An 18,092-nucleotide genomic window follows, 5' to 3' on the forward strand; every position below is an offset into this window, starting at 1 on the left:
GAGGTGAAAGTGTAATGAGAAAGTACGAAATTATGTACATCATTCGTCCTGGCGTTGAAGAAGAAGCTCAAAAAGCTTTAGTTGAACGTTTTGCAGGTGTTTTAACAAACAATGGTGCAGAAATCATTAACACGAAAGAGTGGGGTAAGCGTCGTTTAGCTTACGAAATCAACGACTTACGTGAAGGTTTCTACATGATCTTAAACGTGAACTCTAACGCAGAAGCGATTAACGAATTCGACCGTTTAGCTAAGATCAACGAAGACATCCTTCGTCATATCGTTGTTAAAGAAGAAGAAAAATAATTGATATATAAGGGAGAGTGGTTCGATTGATGAATCGTGTTATCCTCGTTGGTCGTTTAACTAAGGACCCTGACTTACGTTACACGCCCAATGGTGTTGCAGTAGCTACTTTTACGTTAGCTGTGAATCGCGCATTTGCGAATCAACAAGGTGAGCGTGAAGCTGACTTTATTAATTGTGTAATATGGCGTAAACAAGCAGAAAACGTAGCAAATTATTTGAAAAAAGGTAGCTTAGCAGGCGTAGATGGGCGTCTTCAAACTCGTAATTACGATGGACAAGATGGCAAACGTGTATATGTAACAGAAGTTCTTGCGGAAAGCGTACAATTTTTAGAGCCGCGTAATGGCGGTGGGGAGCAACGTGGTTCATTTAATCAGCAACCATCAGGAGCTGGTTTCGGTAACCAAAGCTCTAACCCATTTGGTCAATCTAGTAATTCAGGTAACCAAGGTAACCAAGGAAACTCTGGATTTACGAAGAATGACGATCCATTTTCAAATGTAGGTCAACCGATCGACATTTCCGACGACGATTTACCGTTCTAATACAGTAAATTAGTTAGTTTTAACAAAGAATGGAGGGAATAGACATGGCAGGACGCAAAGGTGGACGTGCGAAACGTCGTAAGGTGTGTTTCTTCACATCTAACGGCATCACTCGCATTGACTATAAAGATGTTGATTTATTAAAACGTTTCGTTTCTGAGCGTGGTAAAATTTTACCTCGTCGTGTAACAGGAACAAGCGCAAAATACCAACGCAAACTTACAGTTGCAATTAAACGTGCTCGTCAAATGGCACTTTTACCATATGTTGGTGAATAATAGCGTATGAAATGCACAGTAGAGTCGGACTCTACTGTGCATTTTGCTATGCTTTTCTTTTTTGAAAGAGAGGTTAGATGATGAAAAATACCAAATTTATTACTGAGGGTGCAGCACTGTTAGCGATATATGCAATGTTATTGCTTGTATCTATATACGTCCCGATTTTAGGTACAGTTGTAACGTTTGTGTTGCCGTTGCCGTTTATATTGCTAATGATAAGATATACTTTACCTAATGCTTTTGTAATTTTTACAGCAGCATTTTTAATTGCTGTTATTGTAGGTCAGCCAATAGGTCTAGTAAAGACGGTCGTGTTTGGGTTGATGGGTATTGTTTTAGGATACATGTATAAAAAACAAAGCAAACCGTTGGAAATTTTGATAACAGGGTCACTTGCATACTTAATCGGTATTATGCTCATTTATGTTGCGAGTATAAAGTTTTTTAACATAGATTTAATGAAGCAAATGCAAAATATGTTTAATGAAAGTATGGCGCAAAGTGAAAAGATAGCAAGTGCTGCTGGTATGCCAGTTAGTAAAGAACAAAAAGAGTTACTTGCACAAATGAATGATATATTACAAATGATATTTCCGAGTATACTTGTAATGGTCTCGGTATGTTTTTCTTGGATTACAGTTATGATATCAGGTAGTGTTTTGAAAAAACTAAAGCATGATGTTATACCTTGGTCTAAATTTAAAGATATACAGTTACCAAAGAGCATTGTTTGGTATTACGTTATATTTATTTTGCTATCAACTTTTATAAAAGTAGAACCGACATCATATTTACATATGGTATTTTCTAACCTATATGTCATATTTGCTTTACTACTAGTACTGCAAGGTCTGACATTTATCGCTTTTCTAGCGCATAGAAAAGGTTTTACGAAAGGGATTCCTATTATTAGTTTTATTGTCTGCATGTTTATTCCGATGCTGTTTCCTCTTGTGACAATCTTAGGTATAATTGATTTAGGGATTTCATTGCGTTCTAAAATAGGAGGATAAAGTAATATTCCTTATACTATTTTAATCTGTTTAACTAACTGGAAGATGAGTTAGTTTTACTTTATAGGAGTTGTATACATGCCTGAATTTTATAAGAAACAGTGGTTTTTATATCCTGTTTATGTATTGGCATTTTTTGTGTTTGTGCTCATTTCGATCCTTTGTTATTTTCATTTAATGATGGGGATAGTCTCCTTTTTTATTTTTTGTATCGTCCTTTTTGTTGTTGTACGATTTGAACTTACCTTTCAAAAGAACTTTGAAAAACATACGACAGAGATGATTACAAGAGTAAAGAAAGTGAGTAATGAGGCATTTAACCAAATGCCGATTGGTATTTTGTTATACAATAAGGATTATGGGATTGATTGGGCGAATCCTTATTTATCTTCATGCCTAGGACAGCATGCATTAGCTGGATGGCACCTTTATGATGTATCAGAAACGTTACTTCTTTTTATTAAAGGAGAAACTTCCGATGATATAGTCTCTTTAAATAATCGAAAGTTTCGCGTTTTTGTAAGGAAAGAAGAAAAGTTAATCTATTTCTTTGATGTAACAGAACAAACTGAGATTGAAAAGATGTACGAGGATCAACGCACTGTTTTAGCTGTCATTTATTTAGATAATTATGATGAAGTTACACAAGGGTTAGATGATCAATTACGTACGAATATAACAAGTCTTGTAACGTCACGACTAAATGAATGGGCCGTTAAGTATGGGGCATATTTAAAACGTGCATCTTCAGAAAGATTCTTCGTTGTACTAAATGAGAGTATTTTAGCACAGATGGAGAAAGGGAAATTTAGCATTTTAGATCAGGTGCGTGAAGAAACATCCAAAAGGAATATACCACTCACCTTAAGTGTAGGTGTTGGATCAGGTGATTTACCTTTATCAGAGCTTGGAGCAATGGCTCAGTCCGGTTTAGACCTTGCACTCGGCCGTGGTGGAGATCAAGTAGCTATTAAACAAGCGACAGGTAAAGTTAAGTTTTATGGTGGTAAGACAAATCCGGTTGAAAAACGTACTCGTGTACGTGCCAGAGTTATTTCGCATGCATTAAAGGATTTAGTATTAGAAAGTAGTAATGTCATTATAATGGGGCACAGGGCTCCTGATATGGACGCAATTGGTGCTGCGATTGGTATTTTAAAGGTAGCGCAATTAAATGAGCGCAAAGGATATATTGTGTTAGATGAAAATGATTCTGATAAGGGAATTAAGCGTTTGATGGATAAAGTGAAACAAAACGAAGAGTTATGGTCTCACTTTATTACACCAGGACAAGCGATGGAATTTGCAAATGATGATTCTTTACTTGTTGTTGTTGATACGCATAAACCTTCAATGGTGATGGAAGAAAAGCTGTTACGCAAAATTGAAAATGTAGTTGTTATTGACCATCATCGCCGAGGAGAAGATTTTATTGAAGATCCATTGCTTGTTTACATGGAGCCATATGCTTCTTCCACGGCAGAACTTGTTACAGAATTACTTGAATACCAACCGAAAAATTTAAAAATGACAATGTTAGAAGCGACAGCATTGTTAGCGGGTATTATTGTTGATACGAAAAGTTTTACATTCCGGACAGGTGCTCGTACGTTTGATGCTGCTTCTTATTTACGCTCACATGGTGCAGATACTGTACTTGTACAAGAGCTTTTAAAAGAAGATATGGATCAGTACTTACGGGTTGCAAAAGCTATTAAAAATGCGTACATTTATACAAATGGAATTGCGATTGCAAAAGTGGATAGTGATGATTACTACGATCAAGTACTTATTGCGCAATCGGCGGACACATTATTAACAATGACAGGAATTATTGCATCATTTGTTATTGCAAAACGTGGCGAGAATTTCATTGGAATTAGCGGCAGGTCTTTAGGTGAAGTGAATGTGCAGCTAATTATGGAGAATTTAGGCGGTGGTGGGCATTTAACGAATGCAGCCACACAAATGAAAAATGTTACAGTAGATGAAGCTGAGGAGAAGCTTCGATTTGTTATTGATGACTATTTACAGGGAGGCACACAATCATGAAAGTAATTTTTCTAAAAGACGTAAAAGGTAAAGGGAAAAAAGGAGAAGTAAAAAACGTACCAGATGGCTATGCAAATAACTTCTTACTAAAACAAGGATTAGCTGCTGAGGCGACAAATAGCAGTATGAAAACTTTAGAAGCTCAAAAACGCAAAGAAGAAAAAGATGCAGAGGCAGAGCTTGAAAGTGCAAAAGAGTTAAAAGAAACGTTAGAGAAACTAACTGTAGAAGTAAAGGCTAAATCTGGAGAAGGTGGCCGTCTATTTGGTTCAATCACAAGTAAACAAATCGTAGATGCAATGCAAAAATCACACAAGATTAAACTTGATAAGCGTAAATTTGAAATGGATGATGCAATTCGTGCATTAGGCTATACAAACGTTACTGTGAAATTGCATCCGCAAGTAACAGCAACAGTAAAAGTTCATGTTAGTGAACAATAAAAATAAGTTAAGCAAGGAGGATTGCGTATGAGTGATGTAATGGCTGATCGTACCCCTCCGCATAATATAGAGGCTGAGCAGGCTGTTTTAGGGGCCATATTAATTGATCAAGATGCATTAACGGCAGCATCGGAATTATTGGTACCTGACTCATTTTATCGAACGAAACATCAAAAGATTTTTGAAGTCATGCTTGGGTTATCTGATAAGGGAGAACCGATTGACTTAGTAATAATGACATCAGCAATGGCTGATCAAGGGTTATTAGAAGAAGTTGGTGGGGTTTCTTACTTAGCAGAACTAGCAGAAGTCGTTCCAACTGCTGCTAACGTAGAATATTATGCACGAATCATCGCTGAAAAGGCGCTCTTACGTCGTTTGATTCGAACGGCGACTCATATCGTGTCTGATGGGTATGAGAGAGAAGATGATGTGGATGGCCTTTTAAATGAGGCTGAGAAAAAAATATTAGAAGTATCTCACCAAACGAATGCAAAAGCATTCCAAAACATTAAAGATGTTCTTGTAGATGCTTACGATAAAATTGAACTTTTGCATAATCAAAAAGGTGAAGTTACTGGGATACCAACTGGATTTACTGAATTAGATAAGATGACCGCAGGTTTCCAGCGAAATGATTTAATCATCGTAGCGGCACGTCCATCAGTAGGGAAAACTGCATTTTCATTAAATATCGCACAAAACGTAGCGACGAAAACGGATGAAAATGTAGCGATTTTTAGTCTTGAGATGGGTTCTGATCAGCTTGTTATGCGTATGCTTTGTGCAGAAGGAAATATCGATGCACAAAGACTTCGTACCGGTTCATTAACTTCTGATGATTGGGCGAAATTAACGATGGCGATGGGTAGTCTTTCTAATGCTGGTATCTATATTGATGATACACCAGGGATTAAAGTAAATGAGATTCGAGCGAAATGTCGTAGATTAAAACAAGAACAAGGTCTTGGGATGGTTTTGATTGACTATTTACAGCTTATTCAAGGAAGCGGGAAATCAGGAGAAAACCGTCAGCAGGAAGTATCTGAGATCTCTCGTACATTAAAAGGGATTGCGCGTGAATTGCAAGTGCCTGTTATTGCCTTGTCACAGTTATCTCGTGGTGTAGAATCTCGTCAAGATAAACGTCCGATGATGTCTGATATTCGTGAATCGGGAAGTATCGAGCAGGATGCTGATATTGTAGCCTTCTTATATCGTGAAGATTACTATGATCGAGAAACGGAAAATAAAAATACGATTGAAATTATTATTGCAAAGCAGCGTAACGGTCCTGTAGGCTCAGTAGAGCTTGCATTTGTTAAAGAGTTCAATAAGTTCGTTAACTTAGAACGTCGCTTCGAGGATGGACATGCGCCGCCTGCATAAAGATAGTATAAAAAAGAAACGCATTTCTTATAATAAGATGTGTTTCTTTTTTTTTATAGGAAAGATAAGGCTTTCATAATGTAAAAATATAATTCTTACGAACGAAAATGTTTTTTTATAAAAAAATGTTCGCTTTTTGGTTGACTTCTTTTTCGGTTTTGGTACAATTATATTGTTTGAATAGATCGTTTGAAAATCGCGGAGGTGCTTTAATAATGTCTTCAGTAGTAGTTGTAGGAACACAATGGGGCGACGAAGGAAAAGGTAAAATCACTGATTTTCTTTCTGAGCATGCGGAAGTAGTTGCAAGATATCAAGGTGGAAATAACGCGGGACATACAATTGTTTTCGGCGGAGTTAAATATAAATTACACTTAATTCCATCTGGTATTTTCTATAAAGAGAAAATTTGTGTAATCGGAAATGGCTTAGTAGTAGATCCAAAAGCATTACTTGAAGAGTTAAAATACTTACACGATCGTGGTGTAAGTACTGATAATTTACGTGTAAGTAACCGTGCACACGTTATTTTACCTTATCACTTAAAACAAGATGAGTTAGAAGAAGCAAGTAAAGGTGATAACAAAATCGGTACAACGAAAAAAGGTATCGGTCCTGCATATATGGATAAAGCTGCTCGTATTGGTATTCGTATGGCTGATCTTTTAGACCGTGAAGCATTTAAAGAAAAGCTTGAGCGCAATTTAGTAGAAAAAAATCGTTTATTTGAAAAAATGTACGATACAGAAGGTTTCAGTGTAGAAGAAATCTTCGAAGAGTACTTCGAGTACGGACAACAAATCGCGCAATATGTATGTGATACGTCTGTTGTATTAAATGATGCACTAGATAACAATCACCGTGTATTATTTGAAGGTGCACAAGGTGTTATGCTTGATATCGACCACGGTACGTACCCGTTCGTTACATCTTCTAACCCGATTGCTGGTGGTGTAACAGTTGGAACTGGAGTTGGTCCTGCAAAAGTTACTCGCGTTGTAGGTGTATGTAAAGCATATACAAGCCGCGTAGGTGATGGTCCATTCCCTACTGAGCTTAATGATGAAATTGGTCATCAAATTCGTGAAGTTGGTCGTGAGTATGGAACGACAACTGGTCGTCCACGCCGCGTAGGTTGGTTCGATAGCGTTGTTGTAAGACATGCACGTCGTGTTAGTGGTTTAACAGATCTATCATTAAATTCTATCGACGTTCTAACAGGTATTCCGACTCTTAAAATTTGTGTTGCTTACAAATACAATGGCGAAGTTATCGATGAAGTTCCAGCAAACTTAAACATTTTAGCGAAATGTGAGCCTGTATACGAAGAGCTTTCAGGTTGGACAGAAGATATTACTGGTGTAAAATCATTAGACGAGCTTCCTGAAAATGCACGAAAATACGTAGAACGTGTTTCTGAGTTAACAGGAATTCAATTATCTATGTTCTCAGTTGGACCAGATCGTAACCAAACAAATATCGTTCGTAACGTATACGAAGCTTAATTGATATTTTTGAGAAAAAACTCATGTCTGCATGAGTTTTTTCTTTTCTTTTATAAAAAAATGAAAAAAGGTATTGCAAAAAGCAAAGAGAACATGTTATGATACATCTTGTCGTCACGAAAATATGACGTTGGTGAGTATGAGCCATTAGCTCAGTTGGTAGAGCATCTGACTTTTAATCAGAGGGTCGAAGGTTCGAATCCTTCATGGCTCACCATTTTATTTTTCGTGGCCCGTTGGTCAAGTGGTTAAGACACCGCCCTTTCACGGCGGTAACACGGGTTCGAATCCCGTACGGGTCATGTTTTTTTATGTTTATTTTTGGTCCCGTGGTGTAGTGGTTAACATGCCTGCCTGTCACGCAGGAGATCGCCGGTTCGACCCCGGTCGGGACCGCCACTTTTGTTTATACCACCATTAGTGGTTTTATATATAGTTTTGGCTCGGTAGCTCAGTCGGTAGAGCAGAGGACTGAAAATCCTCGTGTCGGCGGTTCGATTCCGTCCCGAGCCACTCTCAGGATATTAAGTGGGCCCACTTAATATCCTTTTTATTTGTGTAATTTTACAAAATTGAGTAGTTATTTTAAAATAGAATGAGGAGCCTCTAGCAGTTGAAGCTAGAGGTTTTTCTATAGATCGTATAGGATTCCGTGTAAAAGTGGATCATACATGAGTCTGTGAGAATAAAGGAGAAAGTACTTAAGCAAAAGATGCGGTCATATAGGGACATACTATGTAGACATCAATGTGTTTAGGGATATTGACCATATTTTTACCCCGCTATTTAACGGGCAGTAAGCCCTCACCTTAAAATTCAACGAAAGCAAAGAAGTTAGGTGGGGGATCAACTGCCCGTAAAAGCCCGATTGGTGAGGGCTAATAATCAGTGGATGATGAAGAAAACACCCAATGATTAAAGTTTCACTTTATAAGGAGGAAATAGACGATGATGGGAAAGAAAATTTTAGTAGTTGATGATGAAAAGCCGATTGCGGATATTTTGAAGTTCAACCTAGAAAAAGAAGGTTTTGAAATTGTAATGGCGCATGATGGTGATGAAGCGATTGAAAAAGCGAATGAAGAGCAGCCAGATATGGTTTTATTAGATATTATGCTACCAGGTAAGGATGGCTTAGAGGTTTGTCGTGAAATACGTAAAAGCTCAGAAATGCCGATTATTATGCTTACAGCAAAGGACTCTGAAATTGATAAAGTATTAGGGCTTGAGCTTGGGGCAGATGATTATGTAACGAAGCCATTTAGTACGAGGGAATTACTTGCTCGTGTGAAGGCGAATTTACGTCGCCACCAACAAGGTGGTGCTGCAGAGAAAGAAGAAAACACGGAAATGGTTATTGGACCAATTGTTATCAATCCAAATGCGTATAGTGTAACGAAACGTGAGGAAAATATTGAACTTACACATCGTGAATTTGAGCTACTACATTATTTAGCAAAACATTTAGGACAAGTTATGACTCGTGAACATTTATTGCAAACGGTTTGGGGTTATGACTATTTTGGAGATGTACGTACAGTGGATGTAACAGTGCGTCGTTTACGTGAAAAAATTGAAGATAATCCAAGTCACCCCACTTTAATTGTAACTAGACGTGGAGTAGGGTATTACTTGCGTGACCCAGAGCAGGAATAGTATATGAAGAAAGTCGGTTTTTTTCAATCTATTCATTTAAAATTTGTACTCATATATATGCTATTAATATTAATAGCAATGCAAGTTATTGGAGTATATTTCGTAAGGGAGTTAGAAAAGAGTCTTGTACAAGGCTTTAGAGATTCTTTAACGCAGCAAACGAACTTATTAGCGTATAACTTGAAACAAGAGTTTAAAAAAAGTCATACAAAAGCAGAAACAGAATCAACAGATGAAACGATTAAAACTTCAATTCGAAAATTTGCCTCTGATCGAAAGAAAGATATCCAAGAGGTAAGTGTATTTGATTCGAATAGAAAGTTACTTGCTATTTCAGATGAGTCAAAGCAAAACAAGGTAAACAGAACATCAACTGATATTGCTGTTCAACGGGTATTGGTACAAAAAAAGCCAGAAGTGAAAATTGAGAAGGATGGTCGTACAGGCCATCGTGTACAAGTTATGATTACTCCTATTATAGATGATAACGGCAAGGATCCACTTGGTGTTATTTATATTGTTGCATCTATGGAAGATGTTTATAAACAGATGAAGGATATTAATCAAATTTTTGCGACTGGAACCGTTATTGCATTACTCGTAACAGCTGTACTTGGAATTTTGTTAGCACAAACGATTACGAGACCAATTTCAGATATGCGAAGACAAGCGATTGAAATGGCAAAAGGAAACTATTCAAGAAAAGTAAAAGTGCATAGCCATGATGAAATTGGACAATTAGCATTATCTTTCAATAATTTATCAAAAAAATTACAACAAGCTCGTTCTTCAACGGAAAGTGAAAGACGTAAATTATCATCCGTTTTATCACATATGACAGATGGAGTAATTGCTACTGATCGAAAAGGGGACATTATTTTATTAAATGATCCTGCGGAAAAGATGCTAAATGTTTCGCGTGAAACGGCGCTCGATCAATCTGTTTTAGAGGTATTAGGGATACAAGAAGAATTTACGCTCGATCATTTATACGAAGAGCCTGATTCTGTTTTATTAGATTTTAGTACGAGAAATGAGCCATATATTCTACGTGCTAGTTTCTCTGTTATTCAAAAAGAGACAGGGAAAGCAAATGGTTTAATAGCCGTATTATATGACGTAACTGAGCAGGAGCGTATAGAAAGGGAACGCCGTGAGTTTGTGGCAAACGTTTCCCATGAATTAAGAACGCCATTAACAACGATGCGCAGTTACTTAGAGGCGCTTACGGACGGCGCGTGGCAAGATCCGAATATTGCACCACAATTTTTAACAGTTACGCAAGAAGAAACAGAAAGAATGATTAGACTTGTAAATGCATTATTGCAACTTTCTAAACTCGATAGTACAGAACACCGTTTAATGAAAGAATGGGTCGACTTTACTGACTTCTTTAATAACGTTATTGATCGTTTTGAAATGTCTAAGGAGCAAAACGTAAGTTTCAAACGATCTTTCTCTAAGAAATCCCGATTTATTGATATGGATACGGATAAAATTACGCAAGTTTTGTATAACATTATTTCGAATGCATTAAAGTATTCACCAGAAGGTGGAACAGTAACATATCGCTTACGTGATCGCGGGGAATTGTTAGAGATTAGTGTAAGTGACCAAGGAATGGGTATTCCAAAAGAAAACGTCGATAAAATCTTTGAACGTTTTTATCGGGTAGATAAAGCACGTTCAAGACAAATGGGTGGTACAGGACTTGGATTAGCAATTGCGAAAGAAATGATTGAGGCACATGGTGGCTCGATTTGGGCGAAGAGTGAGGAAGGAAAAGGGACAACTATTTACTTCACATTGCCGATGGCAGCGGATGAAGAGGACGATTGGGAATGAGTATGGAAAATGTTAAAACGATAGTTTTAATTAATTTAGTTGTAATTAGCTTATTTCTTACTTTTAACTTATGGACGTATGTGCCAGATTCCACGTCTATGCAAAACGCAAAATTTGTGCAGGGAAATGAAGGAACTACTCAAACTAAAATCGCTGATGTTGTCCGTCCTACTTCTATCATCGTGCATAAAGATAAAAATCATTATGGGAGCAAAAGAGAGGGAGATATAGAATCAATTTATAAACCTTTGGAAGCAGGGGAATTATATGATTTCAAAGAGATATCGATTGCTAAAGCTGATTTCCTTTCTTATGTGCATGGTGAAGGAAAAATTGAACTTGTTTTTCCTACCAATATCCCATTTGATGCAGTTAAATCTATGTTTAATATGAAAGAAAAAAGTATAAATAAACCTAAACATTTTAATCGAATTATTCTTGACCCTTCTAGAAGTAGAGATCAAGAAATTAAAATTAATTTTGTTTCTGATGGTGATAACTCTAGAATATATGAAGCAAAATTAAGTGGTGTATATTTAAAAGATATTGTAAATGCACAAAATCAATTTATAGTATCGGCAAAACCTTATTTTGACTATCAAATTAATGATATGAAAAAGCTATTTTTACCAGATGGAACGACAGAATTAAGTAATATAACATATATTTCATCTAATTTAGCGGTTGATACATTTAAGAATGCTCTTTTTAGTGACCCACGTTATTTAAGCCCTATTACCGAGAAATCAAAAGAAACATTTACAGATGGTATTAGGTCCATGGAGATTGAAAACGATCAGCATATGTTAAAGTATAAAAATTCTTCTGTTTCAAGTGAGAAAACGACAGATAATTTAATGCTTTTACAAAAAAGTTTTGATTTTGTAAATGGTCACAGTGGGAGTCTGGATTCATATCGTTTGGACTATATGAATAAAGGACAGACGGTATTCCGTTTACACGAAGATGGATATTCCGTATTCAATACAGATGGATTAGCTGAATTGAGACAAGTATGGGGATCAGAAGACGTAATGGAATATGAAAGACCATTGTTGTCTTTAAATACGAAAGGCATAGAACAGAAGGTTACTCTTCCATCAGGTCACGTTGTAATAGCATCTTTAGAAAATAATGCCGCGGTAGATAAAAGATTCATTAAAGATGTTGGTATTGGATACAAATTATCACTAGATGGGCAAGTGGCTCGACTACAGCCGATTTGGTATGTAAAGTTTGTTGAAGATGAAGCTGGCAAACAAAAAATATATGAGTGGAGTGAGGGAGGACTAAATGGATTGGGATCGGATTAAAACCATATTTATTGTGACCTTTTTTGTTTTGGACCTCTTTCTCATTTTTCAATTCATTCAAAAGCAAGATAGTAATCAATTGGAGCTTATTGCAGAAACAAAGATAGATCAAGAATTAAAAGCAAACAAAATTACTATGGGTAATTTCCCTAAAGAACCGAAAAAAGAGTCATTTATTAGGGCAGAAAACAAGGCATTTAAAGAAGAAGATGTACAGTCTTTAAAAAATCAAACAGCGCATATACAAAATATGTACAAGATAGAAAGTAAGCTAAAAGAGCCCTTTTTGAATACAAAATCATTATCCAAAGATAAGTATAGTGATTTTTTGAAGAACTATGTATTGGATGGACAAAAGTATGAGTATGGGGCGATGAAAGACTCTAAAATTTACTTCTTCCAAAAGTATAAAGATAAGCCTATTTTCTATAACGATCAGGCAATGATTGTTGTGGAATTAAATGAAAAAAATGAACTTGTGTCGTACACACAGACGATGCTAACTGATTTAAAAGAAATGGGCGAAAGTGAAAAAACGAAACAGCAAGAAATTATTACTGCTCAAACGGCTTTAGAGAATCTGTATTTAAAAAATAAAGTTCATGGGAATACACATGTAAAAGAAGCGCAAATTGGTTATGCCAACCTTACCGCATCTACTTCTAATAACCAAGTACTTGCTCCAACATGGAATTTAAAAACGGAGCAGAAGCAGGACTTCTTTGTAAATGCAATTGAAGGACAAGTTATGGAATTAGGGGAAAGGGAAAATCAAGTGGTTGATGAACATACTGGAGTGAGAAAGAATGGGTTTGCATTTTAGCGTACTTGCAAGTGGAAGTACAGGGAATATGCTATATGTAGGAACAGGTGAAAAAAAATTACTCGTCGATGCAGGTTTAAGTGGTAAAGCAACAGAGGCTTTATTTAAACAGGCAGAATTAAATATAAATGATGTATCAGGTATTCTTGTAACACATGAACATAGTGACCATATTAAAGGGTTAGGCGTATTGGCACGTAAATATGATTTACCTGTTTATGCAAATGAGAAAACATGGAATGCAATGGAACATTTAATTGGAAATATCCCAACTGAGCAAAAGTTTATTTTCTCAGTTGGGGATGTGAAAACATTCGGTGATATTGAGGTCGAGTCATTTGGGGTTTCTCATGATGCGGCAGAGCCAATGTTCTATGCTTTTCATAACAATAATAGAAAGTTAGCCCTTATTACAGATACGGGATACGTGAGTGACCGTATGAAAGGTGTTATTAAGGGTGCTAATGCTTTTGTGTTTGAAAGTAATCATGACGTGGAAATGCTTCGTATGGGACGTTATCCATGGAGTATTAAGCGACGTATTTTAAGTGATGTGGGGCACGTTTGTAATGAGGATGCTGCATTAGCGATGGCGGATGTAATTACAGATGAGACAAAACATATTTATTTAGCCCATTTAAGTTTAGATAATAACATGAAAGAACTAGCACGTATGTCAGTATCACAAGTATTAGAGGAAAAGGGATTTGGAGTAGGAGAAGCTTTCGAAATTCATGATACAGATCCGAAAATGCCTACAAAAATTCAATACGTATAATTCTTCATTTTAGTAAACAATAAAGGTGAATATAGTTGTTTTCAGGAAGATAGGTGAACAAATATGTCCTTTATTGATGAAGAAAATTATCGTATGAAACGTGCAAGAAAAAAGAAGCATAAAGGTATTGTGATTTCTAGCATAGCAGGAACAATTGTAGGAGCTTCGTTATTTGCATTTGGAGCTCCTTTATTTGCAAATGATGCAGGTGCGCTTCCGCAAGCTGAAGCAAGTGGAAGTAATATGGCCGAAGCTCAAGGAATTAAACAGATTAGTTTTGTTGATGCTGTTGATCGTGCGTCTGAAGCTGTTGTTGGCGTTATTAATATTCAACGAGATAATTTTTCAGAGGCAGATTCAGAAGCTGGTACAGGATCGGGTGTAATTTATAAAAAAGCAGATGGCCAAGCTTATATTGTAACGAATAATCATGTTGTTGCTGGAGCAAATCGCATTGAAGTAAGTTTAAGTGATGGTAAGAAGGTTCCGGGAAAAGTATTAGGAACGGATGTAGTCACAGATTTAGCTGTACTAGAAATAGATGCAAAGCATGTGAAAAAAGTAATTGAGATTGGCGATTCTAATACTGTTCGTAGAGGAGAACCGGTCATTGCGATTGGAAACCCACTAGGGCTGCAATTTTCTGGAACCGTCACACAAGGCATTATTTCGGCTAAGGAACGTATTGTTCCTGTAGATTTGGATCAAGATGGACATTACGATTGGCAAGTAGAAGTATTGCAAACAGACGCAGCAATTAATCCAGGTAATAGTGGTGGTGCGCTTGTAAATGCGGCAGGCCAATTAATTGGCATTAACTCAATGAAAATTGCAGCAAAAGAAGTAGAAGGAATTGGACTAGCTATTCCAGTTACTAGAGCTGTTCCAATTATGAATGAATTAGAGAAGTACGGAAAAGTAAGGAGACCGTATGTTGGAATTGAACTTAGATCGTTAAATGAGATTCCAAATTACCATTGGTCAAAAACATTGCATTTACCAGGCAATGTAACAGAGGGAGTTTGCATTTTAGATGTGAAAAGTCCTTCGCCAGGTGTAGATGCTGGTTTACGAGAACACGATGTGATTGTAGCAGTAGATGGAAAACCGGTTCGCGATATTATCGGATTCCGTACGGCCTTATATGATAAAAAAATTAATGATAAAATGACTCTTACGTTTTATCGTGGTACAAAACGAGCAACAACAACGGTTAAACTAGGCGTTCAAAAGTATTAAAAACAGGAGGGCCTACCTCCTGTTTTCTATTGTAGAAAAGTGAGGTGAAGAATATGAATTTACCTTGTTGTTTAGAACATGTGGAATTAGCTTTAGATATTATTGTGGATGAGTGTGAAGTTGCACCGGTTATCAACAATGTGGATAACTCAAAAAAAGAGAAAAAAACATGTGAATTTTGTCAAAACGAGGCGACATATGTTGTATCGAACACAGATTCTCACACAATATGTGGGTAACATTTGTGGATATGTGGATAAGTTATGTGGATAACATGTTTGTAAGGTGGGGAATACGTGTGAATATCTCGATTATTTCAATTGGGAAATTAAAAGAAAAATATTTAAAACAAGGTATAGCAGAATACTTAAAACGATTATCTGCATACGCAAAAGTAGAAGTAATTGAATTGCCAGATGAAAAGGCACCAGAAAATTTAAGTGAAGCAGAAATGTTAATTGTAAAAGAAAAAGAAGGTATACGTATACTGGATAAAATTTCTGACGATACGCATGTCATTGCGTTAGCGATAGAAGGAAAGCAAAAATCATCAGAAGAATTTGCAGTAAGCTTAGATCGTCTTGCTACATATGGAAAGAGTAAGGTTGCCTTTGTAATTGGTGGATCACTTGGACTAAGTTCAGAAGTAATGAAGCGTTCAAATGAATCTCTTTCTTTTTCAAAGATGACATTACCACACCAATTAATGCGATTAGTATTGCTTGAGCAAGTGTATAGAGCGTTTCGTATTAATCGTGGGGAACCGTATCATAAGTAATTGAGGTTTTATTACTTAAATATCATAAACTATGTTTAGGTTATCATGCCAAAATGTGTTTGTATTTGGCATAATAAGATTAAATAAAAATATTCCAAGTATTAAGGGGGGAAATCAAAAGTTAGAGGGGATATGCATCTAAAACAGATAATATTTTAGGAAATAAAGTTGAGCGCGAAATTACATTTATAGGATGGAATACCTATCTAAAATATGCTGGAGAAGATACTGTAGCCATACTCTTAAAATGAATTAGTGGGATATAAAACCTCATTTAGATATAAAAAGCAAGAAATGTTGTATTAATAACAATTCTTGCTTCTAGGTTTTATTAGTGTATTGTCTAACTTGTAATGAGTCCTTTTTGATAATTTATTTTTCTCCAGTATTCTGCTCTTTTATGCTTTTCTATAAGAATTTTTTCGTTTTCCTTATATTTCCCTTTTGTATATCTAGGAGGGATCGTAGTTATTTTTGAATATAAATTGTCAAAATCCCTATCAAATGATGTTGGAGACATAGCAATTTTTTGAATCATCTCAATTATCACTTTTACAGTCTCTAATCTTTCTCTTGATTTAAAATAATTATTACTGTGAATTAATTGCTGAACATCTGGTTCTAAACGTGTTACCTTATTATCAAAAGTGAAGTGCCACTGACCATGAGCTATCTTATTTCTCATTCTTACTACTTGATTAATATCTTCATTAACAAAGTTTAAGATATCTTGATAGCGATGCTGCTGTGTTCTCTTTAGCAGCTTCTTAATATAGGTGGATTTAAAATTAGAATCATCTATTTCTATAGAAAAGGCTCTAGCAAAAGCAAGATTTAAAACATTTATCCATTTATTTTCTAAAGATGTATCCTTAGAATCCTCAGATGATTTAGTTTTGGTCCTCAATATAAAATTACGATCATTATCATCAAATTTTTGTTCATGAATGAGTTTATATAGACTTACTTCAATCCAAGCACCAATTAAAAAGGTATGAATGTTTGTATGTAAGATAATAGCTTGAGTATTTTGTGTTTTAATAGAATATTTTATCGTATCTTCTACTTCTTGAATCGAAGTATTAATTTTTTGTAAGTTTTTACAGTGTTCTTTATACATTAAACGAATCCCCCCTAAATAAAAAAGATTCCTGACCGCCAAAAGATATAAATTTTTATATCCTTTGGCGATCGGGAATCGAACCCGGACTAGAGATTTACACCTATCCTCTCTAGCAGATTATTAAGTTTTGAAAGGTGGTATACTTAATAACTGTGCTAACCATTTGCACTATTCGCCTCGTTATTATTATACTAACTTCTTTAAAAGTTGTAAATATTAAAATGATTTCATTTAATCTCATTTAGGATTGTCGCGGTGAACCGTATCACAAATAGTAATAGTACATTCAAACGGCTACAGATGTGGCCGTTTTCTATATTTCATAATATGTAATTAGGAGAACTGTATGAAGCCAAAACAACTACTAAGTTTATATATAGAAAATTTTTTGGTCGATAAACTACAAAGATTGGGCTTCCGTTATGCAAAGAGTGTACTTAAATTTTCTCGTAAATAAGGTGATTTTGAACTAACCTTTAGCTTTTCGCTCAGTACATGGAACTCTGAAAATTATTGTGAGTTTTGGACTATGTGGGGTGTTACGTCAAAAAAGTATTCAAAATGGTATAAAGACCAATGGGGGGATAAACCAGTCAATGATGCAATAGCCGGAGATGCAGAGTGGAATATTCCAGGATGGGAAAGAAAGGTGCAGCATTGGAAGCTTACGAATTCGGAATATGATAAGGCGGAATTTAGTGAGTTTGTAGGGGATGTAATGAATATTGGGATTCCCTATTATTCGCAAATTGATGATTGGAATACTGCGGCAGAGTATGCTACAAGAGGTCCGATTATTTTTTATGAAAAAGTATGTGATTTTTATATGATGTCAGGGCAAGAAGAGAAAGCAAAAGAAATCCTTGAGAGAGGTATTCAAGAGATTAAAGATAGAAAACATGATAGTTATATGCAACTTCCGGAAATTAAAAAGAGGTTAAAGAAGTATTTTATGTAGTAAACTTTTATTTCCTGAAATAAGTATGTTTCTATTTCTAAAA

General features: G+C 35.9%; 18 protein-coding genes and 4 tRNA genes. 21 read left to right on the forward strand and 1 reads right to left on the reverse strand.

Annotation, left to right across the window (positions count from 1 at the left end):
* Positions 1-14: 14 nt before the first annotated feature.
* From rpsF to rlmH, 20 genes are all read left to right on the forward strand, one after another.
* Complete coding sequence (gene rpsF / locus MR113_RS08655) at positions 15-305, forward strand: 30S ribosomal protein S6 (RefSeq protein WP_001233781.1); 291 nt, start codon at positions 15-17, stop codon at positions 303-305.
* 26 nt (positions 306-331) lie between these two features.
* Positions 332-853 carry a single-stranded DNA-binding protein gene (ssb, locus tag MR113_RS08660; RefSeq protein WP_000981963.1) on the forward strand — a complete coding sequence of 174 codons (522 nt, stop codon included), beginning with the start codon at positions 332-334 and terminating at the stop codon, positions 851-853.
* Positions 854-897: 44 nt separating this feature from the next.
* Positions 898-1,131, forward strand: a complete 234-nt coding sequence (rpsR, locus tag MR113_RS08665; RefSeq protein WP_000918874.1) for a 30S ribosomal protein S18 — start codon at positions 898-900, stop codon at positions 1,129-1,131.
* A gap of 80 nt (positions 1,132-1,211) precedes the next feature.
* On the forward strand, positions 1,212-2,147 hold the full coding sequence (locus tag MR113_RS08670) for a YybS family protein (protein ID WP_242253531.1): 936 nt from the start codon (positions 1,212-1,214) through the stop codon (positions 2,145-2,147).
* Between the two features lie 78 nt (positions 2,148-2,225).
* Positions 2,226-4,199 carry a DHH family phosphoesterase gene (locus MR113_RS08675; protein ID WP_001113902.1) on the forward strand — a complete coding sequence of 658 codons (1,974 nt, stop codon included), beginning with the start codon at positions 2,226-2,228 and terminating at the stop codon, positions 4,197-4,199.
* Positions 4,196-4,642 (forward strand): 50S ribosomal protein L9, encoded by a 447-nt coding sequence (gene rplI / locus MR113_RS08680; protein WP_061679600.1) that lies wholly within the window; start codon positions 4,196-4,198, stop codon positions 4,640-4,642. Before MR113_RS08675 ends, rplI begins: the two co-directional genes overlap by 4 nt.
* Before the next feature lie 27 nt (positions 4,643-4,669).
* Complete coding sequence (gene dnaB, locus MR113_RS08685) at positions 4,670-6,031, forward strand: replicative DNA helicase (RefSeq protein ID WP_061679601.1); 1,362 nt, start codon at positions 4,670-4,672, stop codon at positions 6,029-6,031.
* A gap of 215 nt (positions 6,032-6,246) precedes the next feature.
* Positions 6,247-7,536, forward strand: a complete 1,290-nt coding sequence (locus MR113_RS08690; protein WP_000100234.1) for an adenylosuccinate synthase — start codon at positions 6,247-6,249, stop codon at positions 7,534-7,536.
* 141 nt (positions 7,537-7,677) lie between these two features.
* Positions 7,678-7,753, forward strand: a tRNA-Lys gene (locus MR113_RS08695).
* Positions 7,754-7,766: 13 nt separating this feature from the next.
* A tRNA-Glu gene (locus MR113_RS08700) sits at positions 7,767-7,838 on the forward strand.
* Positions 7,839-7,859: 21 nt separating this feature from the next.
* Positions 7,860-7,935: transfer RNA gene (locus MR113_RS08705), tRNA-Asp, on the forward strand.
* A 41-nt stretch (positions 7,936-7,976) separates the two neighbouring features.
* Positions 7,977-8,049, forward strand: a tRNA-Phe gene (locus MR113_RS08710).
* A gap of 435 nt (positions 8,050-8,484) precedes the next feature.
* Positions 8,485-9,192 carry a cell wall metabolism DNA-binding response regulator WalR gene (gene walR / locus MR113_RS08715; protein ID WP_000971865.1) on the forward strand — a complete coding sequence of 236 codons (708 nt, stop codon included), beginning with the start codon at positions 8,485-8,487 and terminating at the stop codon, positions 9,190-9,192.
* Positions 9,193-9,195: 3 nt separating this feature from the next.
* On the forward strand, positions 9,196-11,037 hold the full coding sequence (gene walK, locus MR113_RS08720; protein WP_242253535.1) for a cell wall metabolism sensor histidine kinase WalK: 1,842 nt from the start codon (positions 9,196-9,198) through the stop codon (positions 11,035-11,037).
* Positions 11,034-12,350, forward strand: coding sequence for a YycH family regulatory protein (locus tag MR113_RS08725; RefSeq protein ID WP_242253551.1), 1,317 nt, complete (start codon positions 11,034-11,036; stop codon positions 12,348-12,350). Before walK ends, MR113_RS08725 begins: the two co-directional genes overlap by 4 nt.
* Positions 12,331-13,173, forward strand: coding sequence for a two-component system regulatory protein YycI (locus MR113_RS08730; RefSeq protein WP_242253564.1), 843 nt, complete (start codon positions 12,331-12,333; stop codon positions 13,171-13,173). The genes MR113_RS08725 and MR113_RS08730 overlap by 20 nt, the downstream gene beginning before the upstream one ends.
* Positions 13,157-13,951, forward strand: coding sequence for an MBL fold metallo-hydrolase (locus MR113_RS08735; protein WP_242253565.1), 795 nt, complete (start codon positions 13,157-13,159; stop codon positions 13,949-13,951). The genes MR113_RS08730 and MR113_RS08735 overlap by 17 nt, the downstream gene beginning before the upstream one ends.
* Before the next feature lie 63 nt (positions 13,952-14,014).
* Positions 14,015-15,190 carry a S1C family serine protease gene (locus tag MR113_RS08740; protein ID WP_063262413.1) on the forward strand — a complete coding sequence of 392 codons (1,176 nt, stop codon included), beginning with the start codon at positions 14,015-14,017 and terminating at the stop codon, positions 15,188-15,190.
* 53 nt (positions 15,191-15,243) lie between these two features.
* A complete protein-coding gene (locus tag MR113_RS08745) occupies positions 15,244-15,429 on the forward strand; it encodes a CxxH/CxxC protein (protein WP_002183021.1) in 186 nt (61 codons plus the stop codon).
* Between the two features lie 59 nt (positions 15,430-15,488).
* The gene (gene rlmH, locus MR113_RS08750; protein ID WP_001027003.1) at positions 15,489-15,968 is read left to right on the forward strand and encodes a 23S rRNA (pseudouridine(1915)-N(3))-methyltransferase RlmH; all 480 of its coding nucleotides are present in this window, start codon (positions 15,489-15,491) and stop codon (positions 15,966-15,968) included.
* Positions 15,969-16,311: 343 nt separating this feature from the next.
* On the opposite strand, the gene MR113_RS08755 is transcribed toward rlmH, so the two are convergent.
* Positions 16,312-17,088 (reverse strand): hypothetical protein, encoded by a 777-nt coding sequence (locus MR113_RS08755; RefSeq protein ID WP_242253566.1) that lies wholly within the window; start codon positions 17,086-17,088, stop codon positions 16,312-16,314.
* 532 nt (positions 17,089-17,620) lie between these two features.
* Here MR113_RS08755 and MR113_RS08760 point away from each other — a divergent pair.
* A complete protein-coding gene (locus MR113_RS08760; protein WP_242253567.1) occupies positions 17,621-18,049 on the forward strand; it encodes a hypothetical protein in 429 nt (142 codons plus the stop codon).
* Positions 18,050-18,092: the final 43 nt, after the last annotated feature.

Origin of the sequence: Bacillus cereus group sp. BfR-BA-01379 (assembly GCF_022663605.1) — a bacterium.
In the GTDB taxonomy this organism is placed as follows: domain Bacteria; phylum Bacillota; class Bacilli; order Bacillales; family Bacillaceae_G; genus Bacillus_A; species Bacillus_A mobilis.

Bases quoted from the DNA above. Each gene is read 5' to 3' on its own strand.
- dnaB (WP_061679601.1), top strand. From the start codon at position 4,670: ATGAGTGATGTAATGGCTGATCGTACCCCTCCGCATAATATAGAGGCT.
- walK (WP_242253535.1), top strand. From the start codon at position 9,196: ATGAAGAAAGTCGGTTTTTTTCAATCTATTCATTTAAAATTTGTACTC.
- rpsR (WP_000918874.1), top strand. From the start codon at position 898: ATGGCAGGACGCAAAGGTGGACGTGCGAAACGTCGTAAGGTGTGTTTC.
- MR113_RS08740 (WP_063262413.1), top strand. From the start codon at position 14,015: ATGTCCTTTATTGATGAAGAAAATTATCGTATGAAACGTGCAAGAAAA.
- MR113_RS08755 (WP_242253566.1), bottom strand. From the start codon at position 17,088: ATGTATAAAGAACACTGTAAAAACTTACAAAAAATTAATACTTCGATT.
- MR113_RS08730 (WP_242253564.1), top strand. From the start codon at position 12,331: ATGGATTGGGATCGGATTAAAACCATATTTATTGTGACCTTTTTTGTT.
- MR113_RS08760 (WP_242253567.1), top strand. From the start codon at position 17,621: ATGTGGGGTGTTACGTCAAAAAAGTATTCAAAATGGTATAAAGACCAA.
- MR113_RS08725 (WP_242253551.1), top strand. From the start codon at position 11,034: ATGAGTATGGAAAATGTTAAAACGATAGTTTTAATTAATTTAGTTGTA.
- MR113_RS08675 (WP_001113902.1), top strand. From the start codon at position 2,226: ATGCCTGAATTTTATAAGAAACAGTGGTTTTTATATCCTGTTTATGTA.
- walR (WP_000971865.1), top strand. From the start codon at position 8,485: ATGATGGGAAAGAAAATTTTAGTAGTTGATGATGAAAAGCCGATTGCG.
- MR113_RS08690 (WP_000100234.1), top strand. From the start codon at position 6,247: ATGTCTTCAGTAGTAGTTGTAGGAACACAATGGGGCGACGAAGGAAAA.
- rpsF (WP_001233781.1), top strand. From the start codon at position 15: ATGAGAAAGTACGAAATTATGTACATCATTCGTCCTGGCGTTGAAGAA.
- rplI (WP_061679600.1), top strand. From the start codon at position 4,196: ATGAAAGTAATTTTTCTAAAAGACGTAAAAGGTAAAGGGAAAAAAGGA.
- MR113_RS08735 (WP_242253565.1), top strand. From the start codon at position 13,157: ATGGGTTTGCATTTTAGCGTACTTGCAAGTGGAAGTACAGGGAATATG.
- MR113_RS08745 (WP_002183021.1), top strand. From the start codon at position 15,244: ATGAATTTACCTTGTTGTTTAGAACATGTGGAATTAGCTTTAGATATT.
- MR113_RS08670 (WP_242253531.1), top strand. From the start codon at position 1,212: ATGAAAAATACCAAATTTATTACTGAGGGTGCAGCACTGTTAGCGATA.